The 25,819-nt window shown below is 70.9% G+C and carries 21 protein-coding genes and 1 tRNA gene; 16 read left to right on the forward strand and 6 right to left on the reverse strand.

The window, feature by feature from the left end:
- Window positions 1–51: 51 nt before the first annotated feature.
- The 3 genes from guaB to BGN98_RS05820 all read left to right on the forward strand — a co-directional run bounded on the left by guaB (window position 52) and on the right by BGN98_RS05820 (window position 4,535).
- On the forward strand, window positions 52–1,554 hold the full coding sequence (guaB, locus tag BGN98_RS05810; RefSeq protein WP_288120177.1) for an IMP dehydrogenase: 1,503 nt from the start codon (window positions 52–54) through the stop codon (window positions 1,552–1,554).
- 212 nt (window positions 1,555–1,766) lie between these two features.
- Entirely contained in the window at window positions 1,767–2,615 is an 849-nt protein-coding gene (locus BGN98_RS05815; RefSeq protein WP_288120179.1) for an endonuclease domain-containing protein, read from the forward strand.
- Between the two features lie 231 nt (window positions 2,616–2,846).
- Window positions 2,847–4,535, forward strand: coding sequence for an ABC-F family ATP-binding cassette domain-containing protein (locus tag BGN98_RS05820; protein WP_288120181.1), 1,689 nt, complete (start codon window positions 2,847–2,849; stop codon window positions 4,533–4,535).
- A 33-nt stretch (window positions 4,536–4,568) separates the two neighbouring features.
- Here the strand turns inward: BGN98_RS05820 and BGN98_RS05825 are convergent, their stop codons facing one another.
- Complete coding sequence (locus BGN98_RS05825) at window positions 4,569–5,681, reverse strand: FAD-dependent oxidoreductase (RefSeq protein ID WP_288120182.1); 1,113 nt, start codon at window positions 5,679–5,681, stop codon at window positions 4,569–4,571.
- 86 nt (window positions 5,682–5,767) lie between these two features.
- Between BGN98_RS05825 and BGN98_RS05830 the strand changes: the two genes are divergently transcribed.
- Genes BGN98_RS05830 through guaA form a run of 4 tightly spaced genes read left to right on the forward strand, consistent with a single transcriptional unit; the run spans window position 5,768 to window position 9,771 of the window.
- Window positions 5,768–6,889: a GuaB3 family IMP dehydrogenase-related protein gene (locus tag BGN98_RS05830; protein ID WP_016463524.1), complete on the forward strand. Its 1,122-nt coding sequence runs from the start codon at window positions 5,768–5,770 to the stop codon at window positions 6,887–6,889.
- A complete protein-coding gene (locus tag BGN98_RS05835) occupies window positions 6,886–7,710 on the forward strand; it encodes an SURF1 family protein (RefSeq protein WP_288120184.1) in 825 nt (274 codons plus the stop codon). The genes BGN98_RS05830 and BGN98_RS05835 overlap by 4 nt, the downstream gene beginning before the upstream one ends.
- A gap of 10 nt (window positions 7,711–7,720) precedes the next feature.
- Window positions 7,721–8,191, forward strand: coding sequence for a DUF3817 domain-containing protein (locus tag BGN98_RS05840; protein WP_005050375.1), 471 nt, complete (start codon window positions 7,721–7,723; stop codon window positions 8,189–8,191).
- On the forward strand, window positions 8,188–9,771 hold the full coding sequence (gene guaA / locus BGN98_RS05845; protein WP_005050374.1) for a glutamine-hydrolyzing GMP synthase: 1,584 nt from the start codon (window positions 8,188–8,190) through the stop codon (window positions 9,769–9,771). The genes BGN98_RS05840 and guaA overlap by 4 nt, the downstream gene beginning before the upstream one ends.
- A gap of 295 nt (window positions 9,772–10,066) precedes the next feature.
- On the opposite strand, the gene BGN98_RS05850 is transcribed toward guaA, so the two are convergent.
- Window positions 10,067–10,993: a Bax inhibitor-1/YccA family protein gene (locus BGN98_RS05850; protein WP_005050373.1), complete on the reverse strand. Its 927-nt coding sequence runs from the start codon at window positions 10,991–10,993 to the stop codon at window positions 10,067–10,069.
- Window positions 10,994–11,145: 152 nt separating this feature from the next.
- Between BGN98_RS05850 and BGN98_RS05855 the strand changes: the two genes are divergently transcribed.
- The 4 genes from BGN98_RS05855 (at window position 11,146) to BGN98_RS05870 (ending at window position 17,480) form a co-directional block, all read left to right on the forward strand.
- Window positions 11,146–12,138 (forward strand): glycerophosphodiester phosphodiesterase family protein, encoded by a 993-nt coding sequence (locus BGN98_RS05855; protein WP_288120186.1) that lies wholly within the window; start codon window positions 11,146–11,148, stop codon window positions 12,136–12,138.
- A 76-nt stretch (window positions 12,139–12,214) separates the two neighbouring features.
- Window positions 12,215–13,147 carry an ABC transporter ATP-binding protein gene (locus BGN98_RS05860; RefSeq protein ID WP_204946580.1) on the forward strand — a complete coding sequence of 311 codons (933 nt, stop codon included), beginning with the start codon at window positions 12,215–12,217 and terminating at the stop codon, window positions 13,145–13,147.
- Complete coding sequence (locus BGN98_RS05865) at window positions 13,144–14,229, forward strand: ABC transporter permease (protein WP_288120189.1); 1,086 nt, start codon at window positions 13,144–13,146, stop codon at window positions 14,227–14,229. Before BGN98_RS05860 ends, BGN98_RS05865 begins: the two co-directional genes overlap by 4 nt.
- A gap of 128 nt (window positions 14,230–14,357) precedes the next feature.
- Entirely contained in the window at window positions 14,358–17,480 is a 3,123-nt protein-coding gene (locus BGN98_RS05870; protein ID WP_288120191.1) for a S8 family peptidase, read from the forward strand.
- 93 nt (window positions 17,481–17,573) lie between these two features.
- On the opposite strand, the gene BGN98_RS05875 is transcribed toward BGN98_RS05870, so the two are convergent.
- The 3 genes from BGN98_RS05875 to BGN98_RS05885 all read right to left on the reverse strand — a co-directional run bounded on the left by BGN98_RS05875 (window position 17,574) and on the right by BGN98_RS05885 (window position 18,667).
- Window positions 17,574–17,987 (reverse strand): DUF8738 domain-containing protein, encoded by a 414-nt coding sequence (locus BGN98_RS05875; protein WP_005050368.1) that lies wholly within the window; start codon window positions 17,985–17,987, stop codon window positions 17,574–17,576.
- Between the two features lie 98 nt (window positions 17,988–18,085).
- Window positions 18,086–18,158, reverse strand: a tRNA-Met gene (locus BGN98_RS05880).
- A gap of 110 nt (window positions 18,159–18,268) precedes the next feature.
- Window positions 18,269–18,667 (reverse strand): YccF domain-containing protein, encoded by a 399-nt coding sequence (locus tag BGN98_RS05885; protein WP_005050364.1) that lies wholly within the window; start codon window positions 18,665–18,667, stop codon window positions 18,269–18,271.
- Between the two features lie 97 nt (window positions 18,668–18,764).
- On the opposite strand from BGN98_RS05885, the gene BGN98_RS05890 reads away from it, so the two are divergent.
- The 5 genes from BGN98_RS05890 (at window position 18,765) to BGN98_RS05910 (ending at window position 24,605) form a co-directional block, all read left to right on the forward strand.
- On the forward strand, window positions 18,765–21,188 hold the full coding sequence (locus BGN98_RS05890) for an ATP-dependent helicase (protein WP_288120194.1): 2,424 nt from the start codon (window positions 18,765–18,767) through the stop codon (window positions 21,186–21,188).
- 128 nt (window positions 21,189–21,316) lie between these two features.
- Window positions 21,317–22,327, forward strand: a complete 1,011-nt coding sequence (locus BGN98_RS05895) for an SseB family protein (RefSeq protein WP_288120195.1) — start codon at window positions 21,317–21,319, stop codon at window positions 22,325–22,327.
- 186 nt (window positions 22,328–22,513) lie between these two features.
- Window positions 22,514–23,524, forward strand: coding sequence for a non-homologous end-joining DNA ligase (gene ligD, locus BGN98_RS05900; RefSeq protein WP_288120196.1), 1,011 nt, complete (start codon window positions 22,514–22,516; stop codon window positions 23,522–23,524).
- A gap of 102 nt (window positions 23,525–23,626) precedes the next feature.
- A complete protein-coding gene (locus tag BGN98_RS05905) occupies window positions 23,627–24,001 on the forward strand; it encodes a hypothetical protein (protein WP_288120198.1) in 375 nt (124 codons plus the stop codon).
- Between the two features lie 112 nt (window positions 24,002–24,113).
- Window positions 24,114–24,605, forward strand: coding sequence for a type 1 periplasmic-binding domain-containing protein (locus tag BGN98_RS05910; RefSeq protein ID WP_288120200.1), 492 nt, complete (start codon window positions 24,114–24,116; stop codon window positions 24,603–24,605).
- A 12-nt stretch (window positions 24,606–24,617) separates the two neighbouring features.
- Here BGN98_RS05910 and BGN98_RS05915 read toward each other — a convergent pair whose 3' ends face one another.
- Window positions 24,618–25,784 (reverse strand): AI-2E family transporter, encoded by a 1,167-nt coding sequence (locus BGN98_RS05915; protein ID WP_288120201.1) that lies wholly within the window; start codon window positions 25,782–25,784, stop codon window positions 24,618–24,620.
- Window positions 25,785–25,819: the final 35 nt, after the last annotated feature.

Genomic DNA, 25,819 nt, shown 5'->3' on the forward strand with positions numbered 1-25,819 from the left:
CGAGACACACGCGAGCCGCGCGCGACGCACATGCCAGACACAGGAGAGCACGTGGAGCACAACGACCCGTTCGGTTTCGTCGGACTGACCTATGACGACGTGCTGCTGCTGCCCGGGCACACCGACGTCATCCCCTCCGAGGCCGACACGTCGTCGCGTGTCACCCGCCGCATCACGGTCGCCACCCCGCTGCTGTCGGCGGCGATGGACACCGTCAGCGAGGCGCGGATGGCCATCGCGATGGCCCGCGAGGGCGGACTCGGCATCCTGCACCGCAACCTCGCCATCGCCGAGCAGGCCGCCATGGTCGACCAGGTCAAGCGCAGCGAGTCGGGCATGATCACCGACCCGATCACGACGACCCCCGACGCGACGATCGAAGAGGTCGACACCTTGTGCGGCCAGTACCGCATCTCGGGGCTTCCCGTCGTGGACGAGGACGGTCGCCTCCTCGGCATCATCACCAACCGCGACATGCGCTTCGTCTCGGGCTTCGAGCGCCAGACGACCAAGGTGCGTGACGCCATGACGAGCGAGGGCCTCGTGACCGGGCGCGTCGGCATCGGCGCCAACGAGGTCATCGCCCTGTTCGCGCAGCACCGCGTCGAGAAGCTCCCGCTCATCGACGACGACGGCAAGCTCGCCGGTCTCATCACGATCAAGGACTTCGACAAGAGCGAGAAGTACCCCCTCGCCACGAAGGACGACCAGGGGCGTCTGCGCGTCGGCGCGGCGATCGGCTTCTTCGGCGACGCCTGGGAGCGCGCCGAGGCCCTGCGCGACGCGGGTGTCGACGTCATCGTCGTCGACACCGCCAACGGGCAGTCCCAGGGCGTCATCGACATGGTCCGTCGCCTGAAGGCCGACGAGTCGTTCGCGCACATCGACGTCATCGGCGGCAACGTCGCCACCCGCGAGGGTGCGCAGGCGCTCATCGACGCCGGGGTGGATGCCGTCAAGGTCGGCGTCGGCCCGGGCTCGATCTGCACGACGCGCATCGTCGCGGGCGTGGGCGTTCCTCAGGTGACCGCGATCTGGGAGGCTTACCAGGCCGCGCGCGAGGCCGGCATCCCCGTCATCGCCGACGGCGGCCTGCAGTACTCCGGCGACATCGCGAAGGCTCTCGTCGCCGGCGCCGACACCGTCATGCTGGGATCGCTCCTGGCCGGCACCGACGAGTCGCCGGGTGAGATCGTCTTCCAGGGCGGCAAGCAGTTCAAGCTGTACCGCGGCATGGGCTCGCTCGGGGCGATGCAGACGCGCGGCAAGAAGACGTCGTACTCGAAGGACCGCTACTTCCAGGCTGATATCCCGAGCGACGACAAGCTGATCCCCGAGGGCATCGAGGGTCAGGTCGCGTACCGCGGTCCCGTCTCGGCGGTGGCCTACCAGCTCGTCGGCGGCCTGCGCCAGTCGATGTTCTACGTCGGTGCGCGCACGATCGAGGAGCTCAAAGCTCGCGGCAAGTTCGTCCGCATCACGGCGGCCGGGCTCAAGGAGAGCCACCCCCACGACGTGCAGATCGTCGTCGAGGCCCCCAACTACAAGCGCTGAGCGCGGCCCGCCGCATCCGCGGCCGCCGCATCCGTGGTGTCACGAACTCCGCAGATTCGCACGAACTCCGCATCCATTCGCGTTATCGGGTGCGGAGTTCGTCACATTCTGCGGGGTTCGTGAACTCCTCCCCAACCGCCGTCGTGAGGCTTCTCGCAACAGATGGAGCCTGCGGCGCCCGGTCGGGCGCGGGAGCCGGTCAGGATGCCGGTATGCAGCTCGTGCCCATCTCGGACCGCCTCCGCGGCACGGCGGAGCACCGTCAGCAGCTGCGGGGTGAGGGGTACAGCGCCGAGCAGCTCCGCGCGGCGGTGCGGTCGGGAGCGGCAGAGCTCTTTCGCCGTGCGTGGTTCGTCGGTCGCGACGCGGCCAACGAGCTGCGCGAGGCCGCACGGTGGGGCGGGAGGATGACCTGCACCACGCTCGCGCGTCAGCGAGGGTGGTGGATGCCCGAGGGTATCGCGAACGAGCTGCACCTGCATTTCCCGCCGGGGTCGACGGGGCCCCGTGCCCCCTGGGACGGCGTCGCGCACTGGACGCAGCCGGTCGCGCCTCTCGGACGTTCGCTCGTGGCAACCGTCGAGGATGCGCTCGCACACATCGCCGTGTGCGTGCCGCCGGAGCAGGCGATCGTGCTCTGGGAGTCGGCCGCCGGCGTCGAGCGCCTGGCGCCGGAGGCGCTGCGCGCGATCCGCTGGCCGTCACGTGCGGCGACGGCGCTCGCCGCGGAGATCACGGGGCTGGCCGACTCCGGTCTCGAGGTGCTGGTGTGCCGTCCGTTGCGGCGGCTGCGGGTCCGCGTGCGCCAGCAGGTGTACCTCGCGGGCAGACCGGTCGACGTCCTGGTCGGCGAGTGGCTCGTCATCCAGATCGACGGCTGGGCGCATCACTCGTCGTCCACGCAGCGGTCGAAGGACATCTCCCACGACGTCGAGCTGCGTGTGCGCGGCTATACCGTGCTCCGCTTCTCCTACGCCCAGGTCGTGCACGACGCGGCCGCCGTCGAGCGCGCGATTCGCCGGGCGCTGGCCGCGGGCCTGCACGACATGCCCGCTCGGTAGCGGCGGCACCGGGATCGGCTCGGCTGCGGCATGCGCGGGGTCACGAACCCCGCAGATTCGCACGAACTCCGCATCCATTCGCGTTATCGGGTGCGGAGTTCGTCACATTCTGCGGGGTTCGTGAACCGGGCTCGCATCGGAGCCGGTCGGCCCGGTTCGCGCGGTCGGGGCGAGAACGGTTAGGCTGGTCGGCTCTGCGCCCGCACCGCGGCGAGGGCGGAAGGACCCGCTGTGGGCTACATCGACATCGCCGCCGTCTCTTTCGTGCTGCCGGACGGGCGCCCCCTGCTCGACGAGGTGACATTCCGGGTCGCCGACGGCAAGACGACGGCGCTCATCGGCCCCAACGGGGCCGGCAAGACCACACTCCTGCGTCTCATCCGCGGTGAGCTCGCCCCACAGTCGGGCGTCGTGACGATCGACGGCGGGCTCGGCGTCATGGACCAGTTCGTCGGTCACGGCACGGCTGACCAGTCCATCCACGACCTGCTCGTCTCGGTCGCCCCGGCGCGTGTGGGCGCGGCAGCGCGCGAGCTCGAGGATGCCGAGGCCGCCATCATCGACCGCGACGACCTCGACACGCAGATGCGGTACGCGAGCGCCCTGGCGGACTACGCCGAGGCGGGCGGCTACGAGTACGAGACCGTCTGGGACACCTGCACCATCGCCGCCCTCGGCATCCCCTTCGCCCGTGCCCGCTTCCGTGCGCTGACCAGCCTCTCGGGCGGCGAGCAGAAGCGTCTCGCGCTCGAAGCCCTGCTGCGCGGACCGGACGAGGTGCTGCTGCTCGACGAGCCCGACAACTACCTCGATGTGCCCGGCAAGCGCTGGCTCGAGGAGCGCCTGCGCGAGACGCCGAAGACCGTGCTGCTCGTCTCCCACGACCGCGAACTGCTGGCGCGTGCCGCCGACCGGATCGTGACGCTGGAACCGGGCGGAGCCGGCAGCAGCGCCTGGGTGCACGGCGGCGGCTTCGACGGCTACCACGCCGCGCGCGAAGACCGGATGGCCCGACTCGACGAGCTGCGCCGCCGCTGGGACGAGCAGCACCTCAAACTGCAGCGGTTCGTCGCCGACATGAAGGCGAAGGCAGCCGCCAGCGACGAGTTCGCCTCGCGGTACCGCGCCGCCCAGACGCGGCTGCGACGTTTCGAGGACGCCGGCCCGCCGGAGGAGCGTCCCCCCGCGCAGAACCTCGACCTGCGCCTGCGCGGCGCGCGCACCGGCAAGCGCGCCGTCGTCGCGGAACGCCTGGAGCTGACCGGCCTGATGAAGCCGTTCGATCTGGAGGTCTGGTTCGGTGATCGCATCGCCGTGCTGGGCTCGAACGGATCGGGCAAGTCGCACTTCCTGCGGCTGCTGGCCCGCGGCGGCACCGACCCCGACGCCCTCCTCGGGCACGTCACCGAGATCGGCGCCGCGCTCGAGCCGGTCGCCCACAGCGGGCGGGCCGTGCTCGGCGCCCGTGTGCGGCCCGGGTGGTTCGCCCAGACGCACCGCCACCCCGAGTACGCCGGACGTTCTCTGCTCGACATCCTCCATCGCGGCGACGACCGCAGAGCCGGGATGCCGAGGGATGCCGCAAGCTCCGCCCTCGACCGTTACGGCCTGGTCCGTCAGGCCGAGCAGAGCTTCGACAGCCTGTCGGGCGGGCAGCAGGCGCGCTTCCAGGTGCTGCTGCTGGAGCTGTCGGGTGCGACGCTGCTGCTGTTGGATGAGCCGACCGACAACCTCGACCTCGTCTCGGCGGAGGCCCTCGAAGAGGCGCTCGGACGGTTCGAGGGCACGGTGCTGGCGGTCACGCACGACCGCTGGTTCGCGCGCTCCTTCGACCGCTTCCTGGTCTTCGGCGCCGACGGCCGGGTCGTGGAGTCCGATGAGCCGGTCTGGGATGAGGCGCGGGTGGCGCGGGCGCGATAGCGCCGCACCCGAGCTCCGCACCCGCGCGGCCGGTCACCCGCGCGGCAGGCGGAACGGCTCCGCGGCGCGGGCGTCGGCATCGAGCACCAGATCGGCGAGGGTGGCGCCCACGCCCGGGGCGAACTTGAAGCCCTGCCCCGAGAACCCGGCGCCCACCACGAGCGGTCCGACCCGGTCGAGCACGAACGCCTCGGTCGGCGTCGTCGTGTAGGTGCAGGAGATCGGGACGGCCGTGTCGGCGTCGAGGCCGGGAAACCACTCCCGCACGTAGTCGCGCAGCTCGCGCTGGAGCACCGGGCGGTGCGGTCGCCGGTCGGGATCGATCTCGTCGCCGATGCCGTGGAAGCCGACCTTCACGCCCTCGCCCGGCGTCGGCATGCCGTAGACGTTCGCCGGCTGCGAGCCCGGAGCGACGAAGTGGTTGAACGACGGCCACGGGCCCGCGATGGTCGCCGTGAAATGCGCCGGGGTCTCCTCCGTCACCCGCAGCGGCGGCAGAGGGATGCCGAGGTCCGCGAGCAGTCCGGAGGTCCAGGCGCCGACGGTCACGACGACCGCGTCGGCGCGAAGCGTCTCGGCATCCGTCACCACGCTCGCCCCGTCGGCATCGGCAGCGACCGCACGCACACGCGTGTTCCACCGCACCTCGCCGCCCCCGCCGACGATGCGGCGCTCGAGCTCGCGCAGGGCCGCCGCCGCCCGGGCGACGCCGGCGTCGGGGGAGAACAGCACGGTGTCCTCGAAGCGCATCCCCGGCCAGCGCCGGCCGGCCGTGGCACCGTCGAGGATCTCCGCCGGGATGCCGCGGGCATGCAGCTCGCCCGCGATCGCCGACAGGTCGCGCGTCGTGGCGCTCCCGAGCGCGATGCCCGAGCCGTGCGAGACGAGGCCGTGCAACCGCAGCAGAGGGTCGCCCTCCACCTCGCCGAGTGCGTCCCAGCCTTCGCGCGCGCGGACGAGCAGATCGAGGTAGTGGGCGTCGCCGTACGCATTGTTGAAGTTGCGTGTCTCACCGTGCGAGGCGCCCTCGTGGTGCCCGCGGGCGAACCGCTCCAGCACGATCGGGCGCTCGCCGCGCCGCACGAGCTGCCACGCCGTCGCCAGCCCCATGACCCCGCCGCCCACGATGATGATGCGTTCCGACATGGCATCCCTTCTCCCGATGCACCCATCCTGCCGTGCGGGGGCCGCGGGGTGAGGGCGGGCACCGCGAGTAGGCTGAGGGGGTGACCATGGAGATCGAGCTCGGCCGCGCCAAGCGCGCCCGCCGTGCCTACGCGTTCGACGACATCGCGGTCGTGCCTTCGCGGCGCACCCGCAACCCCGAAGACGTGTCGACCGCCTGGTCGATCGACGCCTTCGGCTTCGAGATCCCGGTGCTGGGCGCCCCGATGGACTCCGTCATGAGCCCGCGCACCGCGGTCATGCTCGGTCAGCTCGGCGGCCTCGGTGTGCTCGACCTCGAGGGCGTGTGGACCCGCTACGACGACCCCGAGCCGCTGCTCGCCGAGATCGCGTCCTTGCCGGCATCCGAGGCGACGCGCCGTATGCAGGAGCTGTACGCCGAGCCGATCAAGCCCGAGCTGGTGCGCGACCGCCTCGCCGAGATCCGCGAGGCGGGCGTGACGGTCGCCGGATCGCTCACCCCACAGCGCACGCAGGAGCTGTACGAGACCGTCGTCGCCGCCGGCGTCGACCTCTTCGTCATCCGCGGGACCACGGTGTCGGCCGAGCACGTCTCCAGCGTCGATGCGCCCCTGAACCTCAAGAAGTTCATCTACGACCTCGACGTGCCCGTCATCGTCGGTGGCGCCTCCACCTACACCGCGGCGCTGCACCTCATGCGCACCGGAGCGGCCGGTGTGCTCGTCGGGTTCGGCGGGGGAGCGGCCTCGACCACTCGCGCGACCCTCGGCATCCATGCGCCGATGGCGACGGCCGTCGCCGATGTCGCCGGCGCGCGCCGCGACTACCTCGACGAGTCTGGCGGGCGCTACGTGCACGTCATCGCCGACGGCGGTGTCGGCACGTCCGGAGACATCGTCAAGGCGCTCGCGATGGGCGCGGATGCCGTCATGCTCGGCGTCGCGCTCGCGCGCGCGACCGACGCGCCCGGCCGCGGCTACCACTGGGGTCCCGAGGCGCACCACCCGAAGCTCCCGCGCGGCAAGCGCGTCGAGGTCGGACAGGTCGCCCCGCTGGAGGAGATCCTCTACGGCCCCGCTCCCGTCGCCGACGGCACCGCGAACCTCATCGGCGCGCTGAAGAAGTCGATGGCCACCACCGGATACTCCGACCTCAAGGAGTTCCAGCGCGTCGAGGTCGTCGTCGCGCCCTACATGGCAGGTCGATGACCGCGGAGCCGTTCCCGCCCACGCTGCGCGAAGTCATGCTGCGCCCCTGGTGGCTCGGCATGCTCGTGTTCGCCCTCGTCGTCGCGGCGATGTTCGCCTGGCTCGGCCAGTGGCAGCTGGGCCGCGCCATCGACACCTCGCCGCAGGCGCCCGGCGCCACCGAACAGGTGCGCCCGATCGACGACGTGACCGCCCCCGGCGCCTACCTGCCCGAGCCGCTCGTCGGCCAGCGTGTCGAGGTCTCCGGGTCCTTCGTCCCCGGCGATTTCCTCGTCGTCTCCTCGCGCTTCAACGACGCTCAGCAGGGGTACTGGGTCACCGGGCAGTTCCGCACCGACGCGGCGACCCCCACCTCCCTGGCGGTCGCGGTCGGCTGGAGCGCCGACCGGGCGGTCGCGGATGCCGCGGCATCCACCCTCAACGCCGACCCGGGCGGCGCGCTCACCCTCACAGGTCGGCTGATCGCCGACGAGGGGCCCGTCGCACCCCCACGCGGGGCCGCGGCCACCGAGATGACGCGGATGTCGCCGGCCGCGCTGCTGAGCTGGTGGCACGACACCGACGAGCTGGCGGTGTACCGTTCCTACCTCGTCGCCGACGCCGGCGAACCCCTCGTCGGCGGGCTCGTCGCGATCGACTCGCCCGCGCCGGCGGAGGGCTCCAGCGTCAACTGGCTGAACATCTTCTACGCCGTCGAGTGGGCCATCTTCGCGGGCTTCGCGTTCTACATGTGGTACCGGCTCGCACGCGACGCGTGGGAGAAGGAGGTCGAGGCGCTGGAGGAGGCGCAAGCCGCCAGAGCGGCCGCCCACGCCGACTAGACTTGACGGCATGCCTCAGCCCAAACTCGCCAGTTTTCCGGCGATCCGCGGGGCGCTCAGGTTCTACCAGATCGCCTCGGTGATCACGGGTGTGATGCTCCTGTCGCTGTGCGCCGAGATGATCGTGAAGTACGCATTCGGCTACGAGCTGTTCGCCGGCGGCTCCGGGGGCGCGCTGTGGCTCCACCCCGTCGCCCTCGACGGGGGCGCTGACCTCACCGGCGGAGCGATCAACCTCTCCACCGGCATCCTCATCGCGCACGGCTGGTTCTACGTCGTCTACCTCTTCGCGTGCTTCCGCGTCTGGAGCCTCATGCGCTGGGGTTTCGTGCGCTTCATCGTGCTCGCACTCGGCGGCATCGTGCCGCTGCTGTCGTTCTTCATGGAGGCGCGCGTCGCGCGCGAGGTGCGGGCCTACCTCGCCCAGCGTGAAGCCGACGAATCCTCCGCCCCGATCCCCGCCACGGAAGGCAGCCGGTGACCACCCAGACCGAGACCGCTCAGCGTCCCGTCCTCGTCGTCGACTTCGGAGCCCAGTACGCGCAGCTCATCGCGCGTCGGGTGCGCGAGGCGGGTGTGTACAGCGAGCTCGTGCCGCACACCGTCACCGCCGCCGAGGTCGAGGCCAAGAACCCCGTCGCGATCATCCTCTCCGGCGGTCCGTCGTCGGTCTACGAGCCCGGGGCGCCTTCCCTCGACCCCGACGTGCTGCAGCTCGGCGTGCCGACGCTCGGCATCTGCTACGGCTTCCAGGTGATGGCTCAGCAGCTCGGCGGCGAGGTCGCCAACACGGGCCTGCGCGAGTACGGAGCGACGGATGCCGTCATCGTGAACGACGGCGGCGTGCTCCTCGGCGGGCAGCCGGCCGAGCAGAACGTCTGGATGAGCCACGGCGACCAGGTTGCCACGGCACCGGCCGGTTTCGAGGTGCTCGCCTCGACGGCCGCGACACCGGTGGCGGCGTTCGGCAACGCCGAGAAGTGCTTCTACGGCGTGCAGTGGCACCCCGAGGTCAAGCACTCCGACTACGGCCAGGACGTCCTGACCAACTTCCTCCACAAGGCGGCGGGGCTCGCCGCCGACTGGAACAGCGGCAACGTCATCGCCGAACAGGTCGATCGCATCCGCGCGCAGGTCGGCTCCGGCCGCGTGCTGTCGGCGCTGTCGGGCGGGGTCGACTCGGCCGTATCGACGGCGCTCGTGCACAAGGCCGTCGGCGACCAGCTCGTCGCCGTGTTCGTCGACCATGGCCTGCTCCGCAAGGGCGAGCGCGAACAGGTCGAGAACGACTACGTCGCCTCCACGGGCGTGCGCCTGATCACCGTCGATGCGCGCGAGACGTTCCTGAACGCGCTCGCCGGTGTCAGCGACCCCGAGCAGAAGCGCAAGATCATCGGCCGCGAGTTCATCCGCGCCTTCGAGAAGGTGCAGGCCGACCTGGTCGCCGAAGCGGCCGCCGAGGGCGAGCCCATCCGCTTCCTCGTGCAGGGGACGCTGTACCCGGACGTGGTCGAGTCCGGCGGCGGAGCCGGCACCGCGAACATCAAGAGCCACCACAACGTCGGTGGCCTTCCGGAGGACCTGCAGTTCGAGCTCGTCGAGCCGCTGCGCACCCTCTTCAAGGACGAGGTGCGCGCCATCGGCCGGGAGCTCGGCCTTCCCGAGGCGATCGTCGGTCGCCAGCCCTTTCCGGGGCCCGGCCTCGGCATCCGCATCGTGGGTGAGGTCACCGCTGACCGTCTCGAGATCCTGCGTGACGCCGACGCCATCGCCCGTGAGGAGCTGACCAAGGCGGGCCTGGACGGCGAGATCTGGCAGTGCCCGGTCGTGCTCTTGGCCGACGTGCGCTCGGTGGGCGTGCAGGGCGACGGCCGCACCTACGGGCACCCGATCGTGTTGCGCCCCGTCTCCAGCGAAGACGCCATGACCGCCGACTGGACGCGCCTGCCCTACGACGTACTGTCCAAGATCAGCAACCGCATCACCAACGAGGTCCGCGAGGTCAACCGGGTCGTGCTCGACGTCACGTCGAAGCCCCCGGGGACCATCGAGTGGGAGTGATCTGACCGGATGCCGGGATCGCGGGGAGTGCCCCCGGTCCCGGCATCCGTCGTTGCGGGGTGCATCGCCGGCCCATGACGCCGGGGTGCGATGTTCCGTATTCAGTCTCGGCGGAGTTTCTGCGACACCGCTCCCGGGTGGTGGCGCGGCCGACACCGGGATGCCGCCGCGCGCAGACTGAGTACGGAACGGCCGGGGGCGGGGTCGGGAAGCCGGGCCCGTGCGGATGCCGAGGCATGCGAAAGGCCCGCCCGGCGGGAGCCGGACGGGCCTTCGTGCGCGGATGCGTCGCGCGCTAGTTGTTGCCGCGGAGGATCGCGATCATGCGAAGGATCTCGACGTAGAGCCAGACGACCGTGACCATGATGCCGAAGCCGCCGAGCCAGCCGAACTCGCGGGGAGCGCCGTTGCGGACGCCCTGCTGGATCTGGTCGAAGTCGAGCACCAGCGAGTAAGCGGCCATGATGACCACCAGCACGCCGATGATCAGGCCGAGCGGGATGCCGGCGATCTTGACGTTGCTGTAGAGGCCGAAGGCGCCGCCGGTTCCGGCTGCGCCGAACATCATGAGCACGACGTTCAGCAGGCCGAAGACCAGGTAGCCGATCATCGCGACCATGAAGATCTTCGTCGCGCGGGCGCTCGCGCGCACCTTGCCGCTCGCGAACAGCGCCAGCGTGACGCCCACGACCGACAGCGTGGCGAGGGTCGCCTGCATGACGATGCCGGGCCAGATGAACTCGAAGTACGCCGAGATGCCGCCGACGAACAGGCCCTCGAAGGCCGCGTAGCCGAAGATCAGCGCGGGGCGGATCTTCTTGCGCGACGTGAACGAGACGACCATCGCCAGCACGAAGCCGCCGAGCATGCCGATGATCCACGGCACGATCGTGATCTGCGAGGAACGTGCGACGTCGGTGGGCGAGAAGGCGCCGCCCAGCGTCCACACCCAGCCGATGACGGCCGTGACGAGGAGGATCGCGAACAGGCCCACCGTCTTGGCGACGGTGTCCTCGACGGTCATGCGGCCGGTCTGGTGCGACGCGGCGGCGGGGGCGGCGAAAGCGCCCTCGAGCTGGGCGTTCACCGCGGCATCCGTCACCTGGTGCGACGTCGCGGCGTAGCCGGTCGAGGCGCCGGGCTGCGGCGCGGCGGGCGGCGTGAGGCCGGGACGCTGCTCTTGGAAGGCGGGGTTGTTGAAGGCGAAGTTGCCGGAGGCCATGGTCTCTTTCCACTCCCTAGGGTGCACCGGTCGGGTGCACAGCGAGGTGCTGTGGATAACAGGCTATCGGACGGTCGTGCCGCATCGTCGGGCGCCGGCTGTGTCGCTGCTGTGAAGCCGCTCAGACGAACCTCGATCGGTAGCCTGGAGCCATGCCTCGTGCCCGCCCGTTGGTGATCGGTCACCGTGGTGCCCCCGGATACCGCCCCGAGCACACCCGCTCCTCCTACGAGCTGGCGCTGGCGATGGGAGTGGATGCCGTCGAACCGGATGTCGTCTTCACGAAGGACGCGGTGGCCGTCGTCCGGCATGAGAACGAGATCTCGGGGACGACCGACGTCGCCGACCGCCCCGAGTTCGCGCACCGCCGCACGACGAAGCCGGTCGACGGCGTGCCGCAGACGGGCTGGTTCACGGAGGACTTCACCTGGGCGGAGCTGTCGACGCTGCGCTGTCGCGAACGGCTGCCGCACCTGCGCCGCGGCAGCGCGGCCTTCGACGACACGGAGCCGCCGCTGCGCCTGCGCGACCTGCTCGATCTCGTCGCGGCGGCCTCACATCAGCAGGGGCGCGACATCGGCATCGTCCTGGAGATCAAGCACGCCACCTACTTCGGGTCGCGGGGGTTCGATGTCGCGGCGCTCATCGCCGCGGAACTGCGCGCCGCGGGGTGGGCGGAGGGAGCGCGCTCGCTGTTCGTGGAGTCGTTCGAGCTCGCCGTGCTGCGCGAGCTGCGTGCCCGCGGCATCCGCGCGACATACGTCTACCTCGTCGAGGCCGACGGCGCGCCGTTCGATCTCGTCGCGGCCCACGGCGCGGCGGCAACGCCGTATCGCGACCAGGTCAGCGCCGACGGGCTGGCGCGGCTGGCGGACGAGGTGGACGGCATCAGCGTCGACAAGGCGATGCTGCTGGGTCCGGCGCTGCGGGGGGCCGAGCTGGTCGCCGACGCCCACGCGGAGGGGCTCGCGGTGTTCACGTGGACGTGTCGTCCCGAGAACGCGTTCCTGACGCCCGCCTTCCGCCGCGGAGGCGACGACGCTGCCTTCGGCGATTACGCCGCCGAGTGGGGCGTGATTCGGGATGCCGGCCTCGACGGCGTCTTCGTCGATCACGCCGACCTCGGGGTGGCGTTCTTCCGCTGACCAGCCCTCACCACGGCCGCTGAGTGTTCACCGTGCGCTTCGCAGCCCCGGCACAGCTCTCGCATAGGGTGAGGGCATGACCCTCCCCGGCATCGTCGTCACCGGAGTGCGCCGCTCGTTCGGACACGTGCATGCCGTGCGCGATGTCTCGTTGGAGGCGCGGGCGGGCGCCGTCACCGGCCTCGTCGGACCGAACGGCTCGGGCAAGACCACGCTCATGCTCATGCTGGCCTCGCTCCTCGCCCCCGACGCGGGCACCATCCGCATCGGCGGCGTCGACCCCCTCGCCGAGCCCGCCGCCGCCCGCGCGCTGCTCGGCTGGATGCCCGACGCCCTCGGCGCATGGCCGACCCTCACCGCCCGCGAGACGCTCGTCATGACCGGCCGCCTCTACGGCTTGGATGCCGAGGCCGCCCGGGCGGGCGCCGCACGGCTGCTCGACGAGGTGGGGCTCGGGACGCTGTCCGATGCGCCGGCACGCGTGCTGTCGCGGGGACAGAAGCAGCGCCTCGGTCTCGCGCGCGCCCTCGTGCACGATCCCCGCGTACTGCTGCTGGATGAGCCGGCCTCGGGCCTGGATCCGCAGGCGCGCATCGACCTGCGCGTGCTGCTGCGCCGCCTCGCCGCCGAGGGGCGCACGATCCTCATCTCCAGTCACATCCTCTCCGAGCTCGAGGAAGTCGTCGACGAGGCGGTGTTCCTCGTCGACGGCACCACGGTGAGCAGTGAGCGGGTCGCGGCGGCGGCGACACGCCTGCGGACGTGGCGCATCCGCCTCGCCGACCGTGATGCGACGGCGGCGGCGCTGCCGGTCGCCCAGACACTGGGCCTGGACGCCGCCCTCGTCCCGATCGATCGGCGCGACCTGCTGGTCTCGTTCGCGAGCGATGACGACGCGGCATCCGCTCTCGCCGCCCTCGTCGGGGCCGGCCTGCCGGTCGCGGAGTTCGCGGCGGCGACGGGACTTCTGGAACACACGTTCCTCGACCTCCGGGGAGAACGCTCATGAACGCCGCGCGTCTGTGGACGATCGCCCGCCTCGAGCTGCTCCAGCGGGTGCGCACCGTGTCGTGGTACGTGCTGCTCGGCGTCTTCGCGCTGCTGCTCGTCGGCGTGACCGCGCTGGCCTACCTCGCCTATGGCGGCTGGGGTCAGAGCGGCCCCGGGATCTATTCCGTCGTCGTCTGCGTCACCCTGCTGCTGGTGCTGCTCGTCTCGCCCACCCTCAGCGGCAACAGCATCAACGGCGACCGGGATGCCGCGACGCTCGCTCCCGTGCAGGTGACGCTCGTCACGACGGGGGAGATCCTCCTCGGCAAGTTCATCGCCGGCTGGATCACCGGATTGGCGTTCGCCGCGGTGGCGGCGCCGTTCCTGGTGATCGCCACCTTCGCGGGTGGCGTCGACCCGCTCACCGTGGTCGTCTCGCTCGTCGTGCTCGTGGTCGAGACCGGTGTCGTCGCCGCGATCGGCGTGGCGCTGTCGGGCCTGCTCGCGCGTCCGCTGTTCTCGGTCGCCACGACCTACCTCGTCGTCGCCGCGCTGACCGTCGGAACGCCGCTCGGGTTCGGGCTGATCGGCGCCGCGGTCGCCAGCGAAGGCACCTCGATCACCCGCTCCTACGAGACCGGTCCCGACGGAGCGCCGCTGTGTCAGGACGGTGTCCGCTTCTGCGGCGACACCCCCGACAGCTTCGTCTGCGGGGAGTGGCAGACCGGCACCTACCGGGTGCCGCGCTTCGACTACGTGTGGTGGCTGCTGTCGGCCAACCCCTTCGTGATCCTCGGCGACGCCACGCCCACACGGTTCACCGAGTACGGCTACCCCGACGACCTCTTCGGCTCGCTGAAGCTGTCGGTGCGGTCGGCGCAGCTGCCTCCGTCGCTCGAGCAGCGCTGGGACGACTGTGCGCCGGGAGTCCACCTCGACTCGACGCAGCCCACCCCGCGCGAGATCATCGACGAGACCGTCCCGAGCTGGTTCGTGGGCCTCGCCGTCCAGGTGCTGCTGGCGGGCCTGCTGCTGTGGGGTGCGTGGGCCCGCACCCGCACGCCGGCGCGCTCGCTGCCCCCGGGAACGCGCATCGCGTAGACCTTCGGATGAACTCGGATGAGGATCCTCTCATCCGTCTTTCGCCTCGTGCAGGGGATGCATAGCCTCCATACAGCCGCGTCCTACCCCGATGTGGCACACCCCCCTGCACGAAAGGCGGTCTTCCCTTGCAACGACCACGGCAACGACGCATCCTCGCCACGGCAGGTGCGATAGCACTGCTGCTCCCCTCCACGACCGCATTCGCCGCGACCGCCGACGACGCCGACCCGTCGTCGCGGTTCCTCGCCGCGGCATCCGCCGGAAAGATCTCGACGTCGTTCACGTCGGCGGCCATCGACGCCAACGGACTCGTGAGCGTCGTCGTCGAGATGACGGGCGATCCCGTCGCCGTCGTGGAAGCCGAGCAGGGCCGGGAGCTCAGCGACGGTGAGCGCGGCGACGTGAAGAACCGCCTCAAGGATGCGCAGGAGCCGGTGAGCTCGGCCATCGAGGACAAGGGCGGCTCGGTGCAGGCCGAGATGCAGTCGGCGTACAACGGCGTGCAGGCGAAGGTGCCGGCGGCCGAGCTCGACACGATCGCCGCGCTGCCGAACGTCGTCGCCATCCATCCCGTGCGCAAGTACACCGTCGACAACGCCGTCTCGGTTCCCTTCCTCGGCGTCCCGCAGGTGTGGGAGAGCACCGGTTACACGGGGCAGAACGTCAAGGTCGCCATCATCGACACCGGCATCGACTACACCCACGCGACGTTCGGCGGTCCCGGCACGGTGGCGGCTTTCGACGCGGCGAAGGCCGCCTCCGACCAGCCCGCCGATCCCTCCCTGTACGGCCCGGATGCTCCCCGCGTCAAGGGCGGCATCGACCTCGTCGGCGACGATTACAACGCCGACCCGAACAGCGCCTCCTACCAGCCGGTGCCCCACCCCGACGACAATCCGCTCGACTGCAACGGCCACGGCTCGCACGTCGCCGGCACCGCGGGCGGCTCGGGTGTGCTCGCCGACGGCACCACCTACCGCGGCCCGTACGACTCGACGACCCCCTCGAACCAGTTCCGCGTCGGACCGGGTGTCGCCCCGCAGGTCGACCTGTACGCCGTGCGGGTCTTCGGGTGCGAGGGTTCGACCGATGTGGTCGTGCCCGCCCTCGACTGGGCGGTCGATCACGGCATGGACGTCGTGAACATGTCACTCGGCTCGTCGTTCGGACGTGCCGACGACCCGGATGCCGTGGCGGCCGCCAACGCGGTCGGTGCCGGTGTCGTCGTGGTCGCCTCCTCCGGTAACGCGGGTCACAACCCGTACCTGACCGGCTCGCCGGGCACCGGTGACGGTGTGATCTCGGTATCGGCCGTCGACAGCGCCGAGGGTTTCCCGGGCGCGACGATCACGGTCGGCGGCACCCCCGTCGAGGCGATCAACGCCAACGGTGCCTCGCTCGACGGCATCGGCGATCTGACGGTCGTGCGCCTCACCGGCGACAACGCGCTCGGATGCTCGCCGGCGGCATTCACCGCCGCGGGAGTCGTCCCGGGTGGACAGCAGATCGCGGTCGTCGACCGCGGGTCGTGCGCCCGTGTCGCCAAGGCCATCTACGGCCAGCAGGCGGGAGCGGCGGCGGTGGTCATGGTGAACAACACCGATGACCTGCCCCCGTTCGAAGGCGTCGTGACGGCCAACGCCGACACCGGTGAGCCGTTCAACCTGACGATCCCGTTCCTCGGCGTGCGCTCCTCGAGCGGCCCCGCGTTCGTCGCCGGCGCCACGGCGAGCCTCGTGGCCACGCAGATCGCCAACCCCGGCTTCCGCGGCTACGCGTCGTTCAGCTCGTCGGGTCCGCGGTCCGGTGACAGTGCCATCAGCCCGGACGTGGCCGCCCCCGGCGTCTCGATCTCGTCGGCCGCGGTGGGCTCGGGCAACGGTGCGGCGATCCTGTCGGGCACCTCGATGGCCGCCCCGCACGTGGCGGGTGTGGCGGCGCTGTCCGCCGAAGCGCACCCGTCGTGGACGGCTCCGCAGATCGCGGCATCCGTGGTGTCCACCGCCGACCCCGACAAGGTCGCCGGCCAGAGCCTGACGCTCGGCGGCGTGGGTCTCGTCGATGCCGCTCAGGCAGTGGCGACGACGGTGACGGCGACGGGTGACGCGTTCCGGACGGAGAGCGGTTGGGCGCGCGAGTCGGCGCTCAGCTTCGGCTTCCAGGAGTCGCCGCTCGGCTTCGGTGGCGTGAAGACCGTGACGGTGCGCAACGACGGGCCGACCGCGGTGCGCTACGACGTCTCGACGACCCCGTCGGCGCAGTCGAAGAAGGCGCGCATCCTGCTCTCGAACCGCTCGATCACCGTCCCGGCGCATGGCTCGGCGAAGGTGCTGGTGATCGTCGCGGCCGCCGCGAAGGACGTGCCCAGCTCGGTCGGCGCCGACGACCAGTTCGCGTTCTCCGAGATCTCCGGTGACATCGTGCTCACGTCGTCCGACTCCACGCTGCGCGTGCCCTACCTGCTCGTGCCCCGCGCCGACAGCACGGTGCGCGCGACGATGAACGGCCCGTGGTTCAGCGGCAAGCAGAAGGTCGCCGACGGCACCAAGAAGCTGACGCTGCGCAACCTCGCCGGCGCCCTGCCGGCCGGTGCCGACGTGTACACGTGGGGCCTGTCCGACCCGCAGGACGCCAGCAAGACCTTGGCCGACACCGGGTACGACATCCGCGCGGTCGGGGTGCAGTCCTTCCCCGATGGCGACGACACGCTGATGGTGTTCGCGATGAACATGCACCACCGCTGGTCGAACGCGGCCGCGAACGAGTACGACATCGTGATCGACAGTGATCGCGACGGCACCCCCGACTGGATCGTCCTGTCGGCCGACTCGGGCGGGGTCCGCAACGGCGACACCAATGGTCTGTCCGAGGTGTTCATCGTCAACGCCAAGACGAAGGAGACGGCCGCCGCGGGCTTCCTCACGCAGGCGCCGACCGACAGCAGCACACTGCTGATGCCGGTGCGGGCGAGCGATCTGGGCATCACGGGGGCGTTCTCGTACACGGCCCAGACCTTCGCGTCCAACGACGCGTCGGACGCGGTGGACGGGTGGGCGACGTATGACCCGACCGCGCCGGCGATCACCAACGGTCAGTTCGTCACGGTGCCGCAGCGCGGTTCGGCGAGCGTCGAGGTCGGCTTCAACGCGAAGCAGATCGAGGCGCAGAAGCCGCTCGGCTCGATGGTGGTCGTGATGGACAACGCGTCCGGCGCCGATGAGGCGCTGCTGCTGCCGCTGAAGAAGTAGCCCCGGCGAGACGGAGGAGGGGGTGGATGCCGCGGCATCCACCCCCTCCTCCTGTGTTTGCGCTGTCGCGTCGTCGCGTGTGCTGTCGCGAGGTCAGGCGCAGAGCCTGGGCTCGGCGCCCTGACCGAACCGGTAGTCGTAAGTCTTGCCATCGACCGAGACGACCACGCGCATGCCGTCGATCTGCGCTTGCGTGTAGGACTGACCCGGAGACGGGCAGCCGAGCGAGCCGTCGTTGAACGTCACCGCTTCGGAGGACACGAGCGCGGGGGTGCCCGTCACGCCCCGCTTCGTGAGGTCGGCGACGAGGGCGTCCCAGCGACTCTGGGGTACGGCGATCGCGGGACCGGACGGACCGACCGGGCCGGGCGTCGTCGTCTGCAGCGGCGGGCGCGTCGACGGGGAGACGCCCGGCAGCTCCGCAGCGGGATCGGTGCCGCCGGAGCTGCACGAGGTGAGCGCGAGCGCCGCCAGGGCGATCACGGTCAGGATCGGGGTTCTGCGCATGGGGGCCTCCTCGCGCCGACGGATGCGGTGTGCCGGATGAAGTGAGGGTAGGCCCTGCGCCTGCGAATGCGCGGAGAGAACGGGGAAGTCCTGCGTCGACGCGACGGCGGGAGTCGAACCCGCAACGCACCCGGTTATGAGCCGGTGCCCGGGTCCGCCCGGATCGCCGCGATGCCCCGGTGAGGGGACGCCCCCACGCTAACCCGCCGCGACCGCCGGGAGTAGGTGTGTGACCTGTGGTTGCGATATGTGTCCGCGCGTGACACGGGCGATCGTCGGGGTCACAGCGTCCGATCGAACGCGCCCTGGCGCGTGGAGACGATCTCTTTGCCGAGGGGCACGAGAGAGATCGGGATCATCTTGAAGTCCGCGATCGCCATCGGGATGCCGATGATCGTGACGCACAGCGCGATGCCGCTGACCAGGTGCCCGAGCGCGAGCCACCACCCGGCGAGGATCACCCAGACGACGTTGCCGAGGAACGAGCCCACGCCCGCCGTCGGCTTCGGCACGATCGTGCGCCCGAACGGCCAGATGACGTAACCGGCGGTGCGGAACGAGGCGATCGCCCAGGGGATCGTGATGATCGGAATGCACAGCACCACACCGGCGACCACGTAGCCGACGAACAACCAGAATCCGGCGAAGATGATCCAGACGATGTTGAGGATCGTGCGCATGCGTCCATTCTCCCGGCCGCGCGGGGCTACGCGCGACGCCGGGTCGCCGCGGCATCCCGTCGGCGGTGTCAGAGCCGCGACCTAGACTTGACGGGTTATGAGCGACCCGATCAAGCCCGTCATCGTCGGCATGCCCACGGACGCCGCGCGCGGCTCGGGAGGCCGGGCCGACGAGGACCTTCTGGTCGGTCTCAACCCGCAGCAGCGAGAAGCGGTGACCTATCGCGGACAGGCGCTGCTGATCGTCGCCGGTGCGGGTTCGGGAAAGACGAGCGTGCTCACGCGCCGCATCGCATCGCTGCTGCGCGCACGCGAGGCGTGGCCGAGTCAGATCCTCGCGATCACCTTCACCAACAAGGCCGCCGGCGAGATGCGCGAACGCGTGCAGCAGCTCATCGGCGACACCGCGCAGGGCATGTGGATCTCGACGTTCCACTCGGCGTGCGTGCGCATCCTGCGCCGTGAGGCCGACCAGTTCGGCTTCACCAAGAGCTTCACGATCTACGACTCCGGCGACTCGCGCGCTCTCATCAAGCGACTCGTCAAGCAGTACGAGGCCGACGCGTTCGGGTTGACCCCGGCATCCGTCCAGGGGCGCATCTCGAAGCTGAAGAATGAGCTCGCGGATGCCGAGTCGTTCGCGCGCACGGCCAACATGAGCGACCCCGCCGAGCGCCTGTTCGCAGAGATCTTCGCCGACTATCAGCGTTCGCTTCAGCGCGCGAACGCGTTCGACTTCGACGACCTCATCGCGCAGACCGTCTATCTCTTCCGTGCGTTCCCGCACGTCGCCGACACCTACCGCCGACGCTTCCGCCACATCCTCGTCGACGAGTATCAGGACACCAACCACGCCCAGTACGCGCTGATCCATGAACTCACGCGGCCCATCGAAGACGTGGGCGCTCTGCTCGACGAGACCGACGGAGCGTCGCTGACCGTCGTCGGCGACTCCGACCAGTCGATCTACGCGTTCCGCGGCGCCGACATCCGCAACATCACCGAGTTCGAGCGCGACTACCCGGGTGCGAAGGTCGTGCTGCTCGAGCAGAACTACCGCTCGACCCAGAACATCCTGACGGCGGCCAACGCCGTCATCAGCAATAACTTCGACCGCAAGGACAAGAAGCTCTGGACCGACGTCGGCGCGGGAGACAAGATCGTCGGCTTCACCGGGTACTCGCAGCACGACGAAGCCCAGTTCGTCGCCGACGAGGTCGAGGCGCTCCACCGCGCCGGTCTGCCGTACGGCGAGATGGCCGTGTTCTACCGCACCAACTCGCAGTCCCGCGCGCTGGAGGAGATCTTCATCCGCGCCGCCGTGCCGTACAAGATCATGGGCGGCACGAAGTTCTACGAGCGCGCCGAGATCAAAGACGCGATGGCCTACCTCATCGCCGTCGCGAACCCCGCCGACGAGCTGAGCGTCCGCCGCATCCTGAACAAGCCCCGCCGCGGCATCGGCGACGTCACGGAGACCTCGATCGCCCATTACGCCGCCGACCAGGACATCACCTTCCGCGATGCGCTCGCCAACGCGTCGGCGCTGGGAGTCGGCCCCAAGATCCAGGCCGCGATCGCCCAGCTCGACGCCGTGCTCGCCGAGGCGACGGCCATCATGCTGCCCCCCTCGGGCGAGGCACCGCCGCCGACCTCGGTCGCCGAAGGCCTCACCCTGCTCCTCAACAAGAGCGGCTATCTCGACGCCCTGCGCATGTCGAAGGACCCGCAGGACGAGGCGCGCGTCGAGAACCTCGACGAGCTCGTGGCCGTCACCCGCGAGTTCGCCCGCAACAACCCCGACGGCACGATCCTCGACTTCCTCACCGAGGTGGCGTTGGTCTCGGATGCCGATGACCTCGCCGACGCCTCGGGCTCGGTATCGCTGATGACGATGCACACGGCGAAGGGTCTCGAATACGACGCGGTTTTCGTCACGGGCGTCGAGGAGGATCTCATTCCGCACCGGATCTCCGCGGGAGAGCCGGGCGGTCCGCAGGAGGAACGCCGCCTGTTCTACGTCGCGCTCACGCGCGCCCGCAAGCGCCTGCACCTCTCGCTCGCCATGACCCGCGCCCAGTTCGGTGAGGTGTCGGTCGCGATGCCGTCGCGGTTCCTGCAGGAGATCCCCCACGAGCTCATCGACTGGCGCCAGTCGCCCGGCGACATCAACTCGCGAGGTCAGGGAGGATCGCGTGCACTGAACGGGCGCAGGTCGGGCGGGTTCGGCGGTTCGGGTGGTTCGGGCGGCTCGCGTTACGGCGACGACCTCGTTCCGCTGCCGCGGCGGGAAAAGCCCGCGGGCGACCTCGCGAAGTTCGCCAACCGCATCCCCGCGAAGGTGCGCGACAACGGTGAGATGGAGCTGGTCCCTGGCGACCGCATCCGCCACGACGACTTCGGCGAGGGCCGCGTCGACATGGTCACGGGCGAAGGCGCCAAGCGCGTGGCCCACGTGCGTTTCGACCGCGCCGGGCAGAAGAAGCTGCTCATCAAGATCGCCCCGATCGAGAAGCTGTAGCCCGGCGGTTCGCGCTGTCGAATCCGGCACGCGCGATGCGTGTTTCGGTAGCGCGAGACGGAAGGGAGCGCGTGAGGCGGATGCCGCCCCGCCGCGGGCCGGTGGCGGTCACGGCTAGGCTCGGACCCATGGCACTCTTCTCGCGTCGCGACCGTTCCGACAAGGGCGACGGCGCCCCGGCATCCGAGGTCGAGTCCGTCGACACCGTCGCGGAGACGGACGAATCCGCCGAAGCGCCATCCGTCGCGGCCGAGGGGGTGCCGCAGGTCGGCATCTCGGTCTCCACCTTCGGCGCCGACCCGACGGCTCCGGCGCCCGCAGCGCCGACGCGCCCCGCGGCGACCGCGCCGGCTCCGCGCGAGATCGTGCCCGGTCTGGTCGACAACGCGCTGCTGCAAGGCGCCTTGGCGGGCCTGTCGGCGGAGCCGCAGAACACAGAGATCATGAACGTGATGCGCCAGGCGCTGCAGGGGCAGCTGTTCCTGCGGGCGCAGGGCGACGTTCAGGCGCTGATCGCTGCGGGCCAGCAGATCAACCTCGCGATCGCCTCCGTGGAGGGAAGGCGTTTCCTCCTCGCCTTCAGTGGCGGCGCCGCACTGCAGGCCAGCGTCGACTCCGAAGGCGGGGCGGCCACCTCGGTCATCGGGCAGCCCGCCATCGAGGTGCTGCGCAACGCGGTGGCCGGGGGATACGACGGCATCTACCTCGACCACGCCACCGCCGGCGCCCGCGTCATCCTGCCCAAGGAGCTCATCGCCCGCGCCGTCGAGGAGAGCGAGCCCACGTTCGAGATCAAGACGCTGCTGTCGGCGCCGCGCGATGAGAGCACGGCCGCACGCGTCGCCGACGCCCTCTCGCGCCTTCCCGTCTGGGTGGCTGGCAACAGCGACGCCGAGGGGCGCATGGGCCTCGCCGAGGCGCGCACCCCCGACGGTCAGCGCCGCATGGAGGTGTTCTCGCACCCGTTGGAGGTCGTGGCTCTCGGCCGTGGCGACAGCCCCCTGCCGGTGCAGCCCGAGCAGCTCGGCCGCGCCCTGGCATCCGAGCCGGGCCTCACCGGCGTCGTCGTCGACTCGGGCGGCCCCTGGATCGAGCTCGACCGCGACGCGCTGGCCGGTGTCATGGCGCTCGCCGGCTGACGCGCGGACTGATACTCGCGGACGGACACGCGCCGCAGGCCCCGCAGATTCGGATGAATGCAGCGGATTCGGATGCCGCGCGGCATCCGAATCCGCATCCGTTGCCGGCCACCGAATCTGTGGCGACCCGCGCGAGCGCGGGATCGCCCCCTGTCGCGACCGGCGCCCGGCCCGTAGGGTCGGGGCATGGCCTCGGAGCGCATCACCCTCGACGTCGCCGGGCGGGACGTCTCGCTGTCCAGCCCGCACCGCGTGATCTGGCCGGAGCTCGGCATCACGAAGCAGGAGCTCGCCGAGTACGTGATCGCCGCGGCCGAGCCGTTCCTGCGGGCCAACGGCCACCGCCCCGTCTCGCTCGAGCGCTTCCCCGACACCGTCGACGGCGAGCGCTTCTTCTCCAAGAACCCGCCACGCGGTGCCCCCGACTACGTCCACGAGGTGATGTGCACCTACAACAGCGGGCGCCGTCACCCTCAGGTGGTGCTCGACGAGGCCGCGGCCATCGTCTGGGCAGTGCAGATGAACACCGTCGTGTTCCACCCGTGGGCCTCGCTCGCCGCCGACACCGACAATCCCGTCGAACTGCGCATCGACCTCGACCCGCAGCCCGGCACCGATTTCGCGGATGCCGCCGCCGTCGCACCCGTGCTGCGCGAGGTGCTGCGCGAGGCCGGGCTCGAACCGTGGCTGAAGACCAGCGGCAATCGCGGCATCCATGTGTTCTGCCCCATCGAGCCGACGCACGAGTTCCTCGACGTCCGCCACGCCGTCATCGCGGCCGGGCGAGAGCTCGCGCGACGGCTGCCGGATGCCGTGACGGTCGACTGGTGGAAGGAGGAGCGCGGACGGCGCATCTTCGTCGACTTCAACCAGGCCAACCGCGACCGCACCATGGCCGGTGCCTACAGCCCGCGCGCCCTGCCGTCGGCGACCGTCGCGACGCCCATCACGTGGGCGGAGCTGGCCGACGGCGTCGACCCGGCTGCGTTCACCGTGCGCACGGTGCCGCGGCGACTCGCCGAGGTCGGCGACCCCTGGGAGGGTCTGCAGGAGAACCCCGGTCGTATCGATGTGCTGCTCGAGTGGTGGCAGCGCGACCGCGAGGCGCGTTTGGGTGAGCTGCCGTTCCCGCCCGAGTTCCCCAAGATGCCCGGCGAGCCGCCGCGCGTCCAACCCAGTCGCGCCAAGAAGGACTGAGCGGGTTCACCGCGCGGTCGCCTGACGGCATCCCCTCCGTCACCGGCGCCTCTGAGGCTCGGCACTCGTCGCCGGCCGGGTGACGGACAGGAGAGCATCGGCATGGGCACGAGGACCTTCGCACGCGTCGCCGCCGGTGTGTGCCTCACTGCCGCGACGGCTCTCGGCCCCGTCGGCGTCGCCGGAGCCGCCTCCGCGACCGCGCCCGACGACGGCTCCTCGGCCGGGCCGCAGGCAACCTCGCAGATGGTCATCCAGGTCGTCTTCCCGCCGCACGAGCGCGGACCCGCGAGTCCCCGTCCCCATCCCTCCGCCGTTCCGGGGCTCTCGAACGCACGCCCCGTCGATGGGAGTGCGCTCGACGGTCGGCTTGCTCCGACGGGAGACCAGCTCACCGGAGCGCTCGTGTTCACCGCCGCCGCTGCTGCCCTGCTCGGCGCGGGGGCCCTTCTTCGCCGCCGCGCCGCACGGCACTGAATCGCGTACGGCGCCCTCCCGCCTCCCACGCTGCGCCCACCCTGCGCCCACCCTGATCGCCGCCGCCGATGCCGGCTTCCTTCCGCCGACCCCCCTGGCCCCGGCGGCGACGATGACCCCGAGTCCGGGATCGTGGGTCGGGGCGCGCCCGACGGCGGGGCTGCGCGTGGTCCTGCTCACGATGGGCGACGAGGCGGCGACCGAGACGATGACCGACGCGGTGCGCATCTGGGCACGCGAGGTGGGTGCCGACCTGCGCGAGGTGAGGGCCGGGGCCGACCCCATTCCCTCGATCACCCAGGCCATCGACATGCACGCCGATGTCATCATGTCCACCGGCGACGGGCTCGTGGATCCCCTCGCGATCGTCACCGCGAGTCACCTCGACCAACCCTTCCTCGTCCTGGGCGGCGAACTGGCCGAGCCGACGCAGAATGTGCTCGCCGTCGACTGGGCCGGAGCCGGCTTCCGCGGCGAGGATCTCGGTCAGGCCACCCATCACGACCCGGCGAGCTTCACGCCCGAGCGCTGCCGCGACGCCGTGGCGGCAGGCGTTGCGGCGCTGCTCAGCGGACAGAACGGCGTCGTCGTCTGGATCCCCTGACGCCGCCGCGGGTCAGTCGGTGCGGGTGATCGCCTCGCGGCGATGCGGGCGGGCCCACCTCGCCGGGGTGTGCGGTCCGTCCCACACCTGAACGATCCCCCACGCGACCGCGGTGATCGGCACGGCGAGCACGGCACCGACGATGCCGCCCAGCACGGTGCCCGCGGTCAGAGCGATGAGGATCACGAAGGCGTGCAGTTGCATCGAGCGTCCCATCAGCACGGGCTGCAGCAGGTTGCCCTCCAGCTGGTTGACGAGCACGACCACGCCCACCACGAGCAGGGCCACGACCCACCCGTTGGCCACGAGGGCCACCAGTGCGGCGAGGATGCCGGCGAGGGTCGCGCCGACGATCGGGATGAACGCGAGCAGGAACACCAGCACCGCCAGCGGCAGGGCCAACGGCACCTGCAGGATCAGCAGCCCGATCAGGATGCCAACGGCATCGACCGCGGCGACGGTCGCCGTGCCGCGCACGTACGAACCGAGCACCGTCACGGTCTTGTCGCCGACCCGCAGCGCGCGCTGGTACGGCTCGCCGCGGAACGGCCGCAGCAGGAAGGCCCACATCTGCGGACCGTCCTTGAGGAAGAAGAACAGCATCACGACCATCAGCACGAGGCCGGTGATGAAGTTCGCCACGGCGCTGACGCCGGCGAGGGCGCCGCTGCCGAACTGCGCGCTCGTCACGAAATCGGTGAGGGCTGTCAGCCACCCGTCGATCTGGGCGTGATCGATCTGGAAGGGCAGGGTGCCCGCCCAGGCCATCAGATCGGTGAAACCGCCCTGCGCCTGCGTCGCCAGCTCGTCCCACTGGTCGCGCACGGCCCAGACGATCAGCCAGCCCACCGCGGTGAGCACGAGGGCGATCGCGAACAGGGTGATCAGCGTCGCCACGAAGGAGGGGATGCCGCGCCCGCGCAGCCAGGCCATGAGCGGCGCGAACGCCGAGGCCAGGATCAGCGCGATCACGAGCGGGATCGTCACGACGGTCAGCTGGCGGATGCCCCAGATGATCCCCGCGGCGAGGGCCACAACCACGATGATCTGCACCGCCCGGATCGCGAGGGCGCCGAAGGCATCCGCCCAGAGGCTCCACGGTCTGCCCACGGCGCGCACGTGGACGCCGTCCGTGCCGTGCTGGTCGATGCGGACGGTGCGGTCACGGAACAGTCCCATGCCTCGACCGTAGACGACCGGTCGCCTCCGATCCG

This window comes from Microbacterium sp. 69-7 (assembly GCF_001897985.1).
In the GTDB taxonomy this organism is placed as follows: domain Bacteria; phylum Actinomycetota; class Actinomycetes; order Actinomycetales; family Microbacteriaceae; genus Microbacterium; species Microbacterium laevaniformans.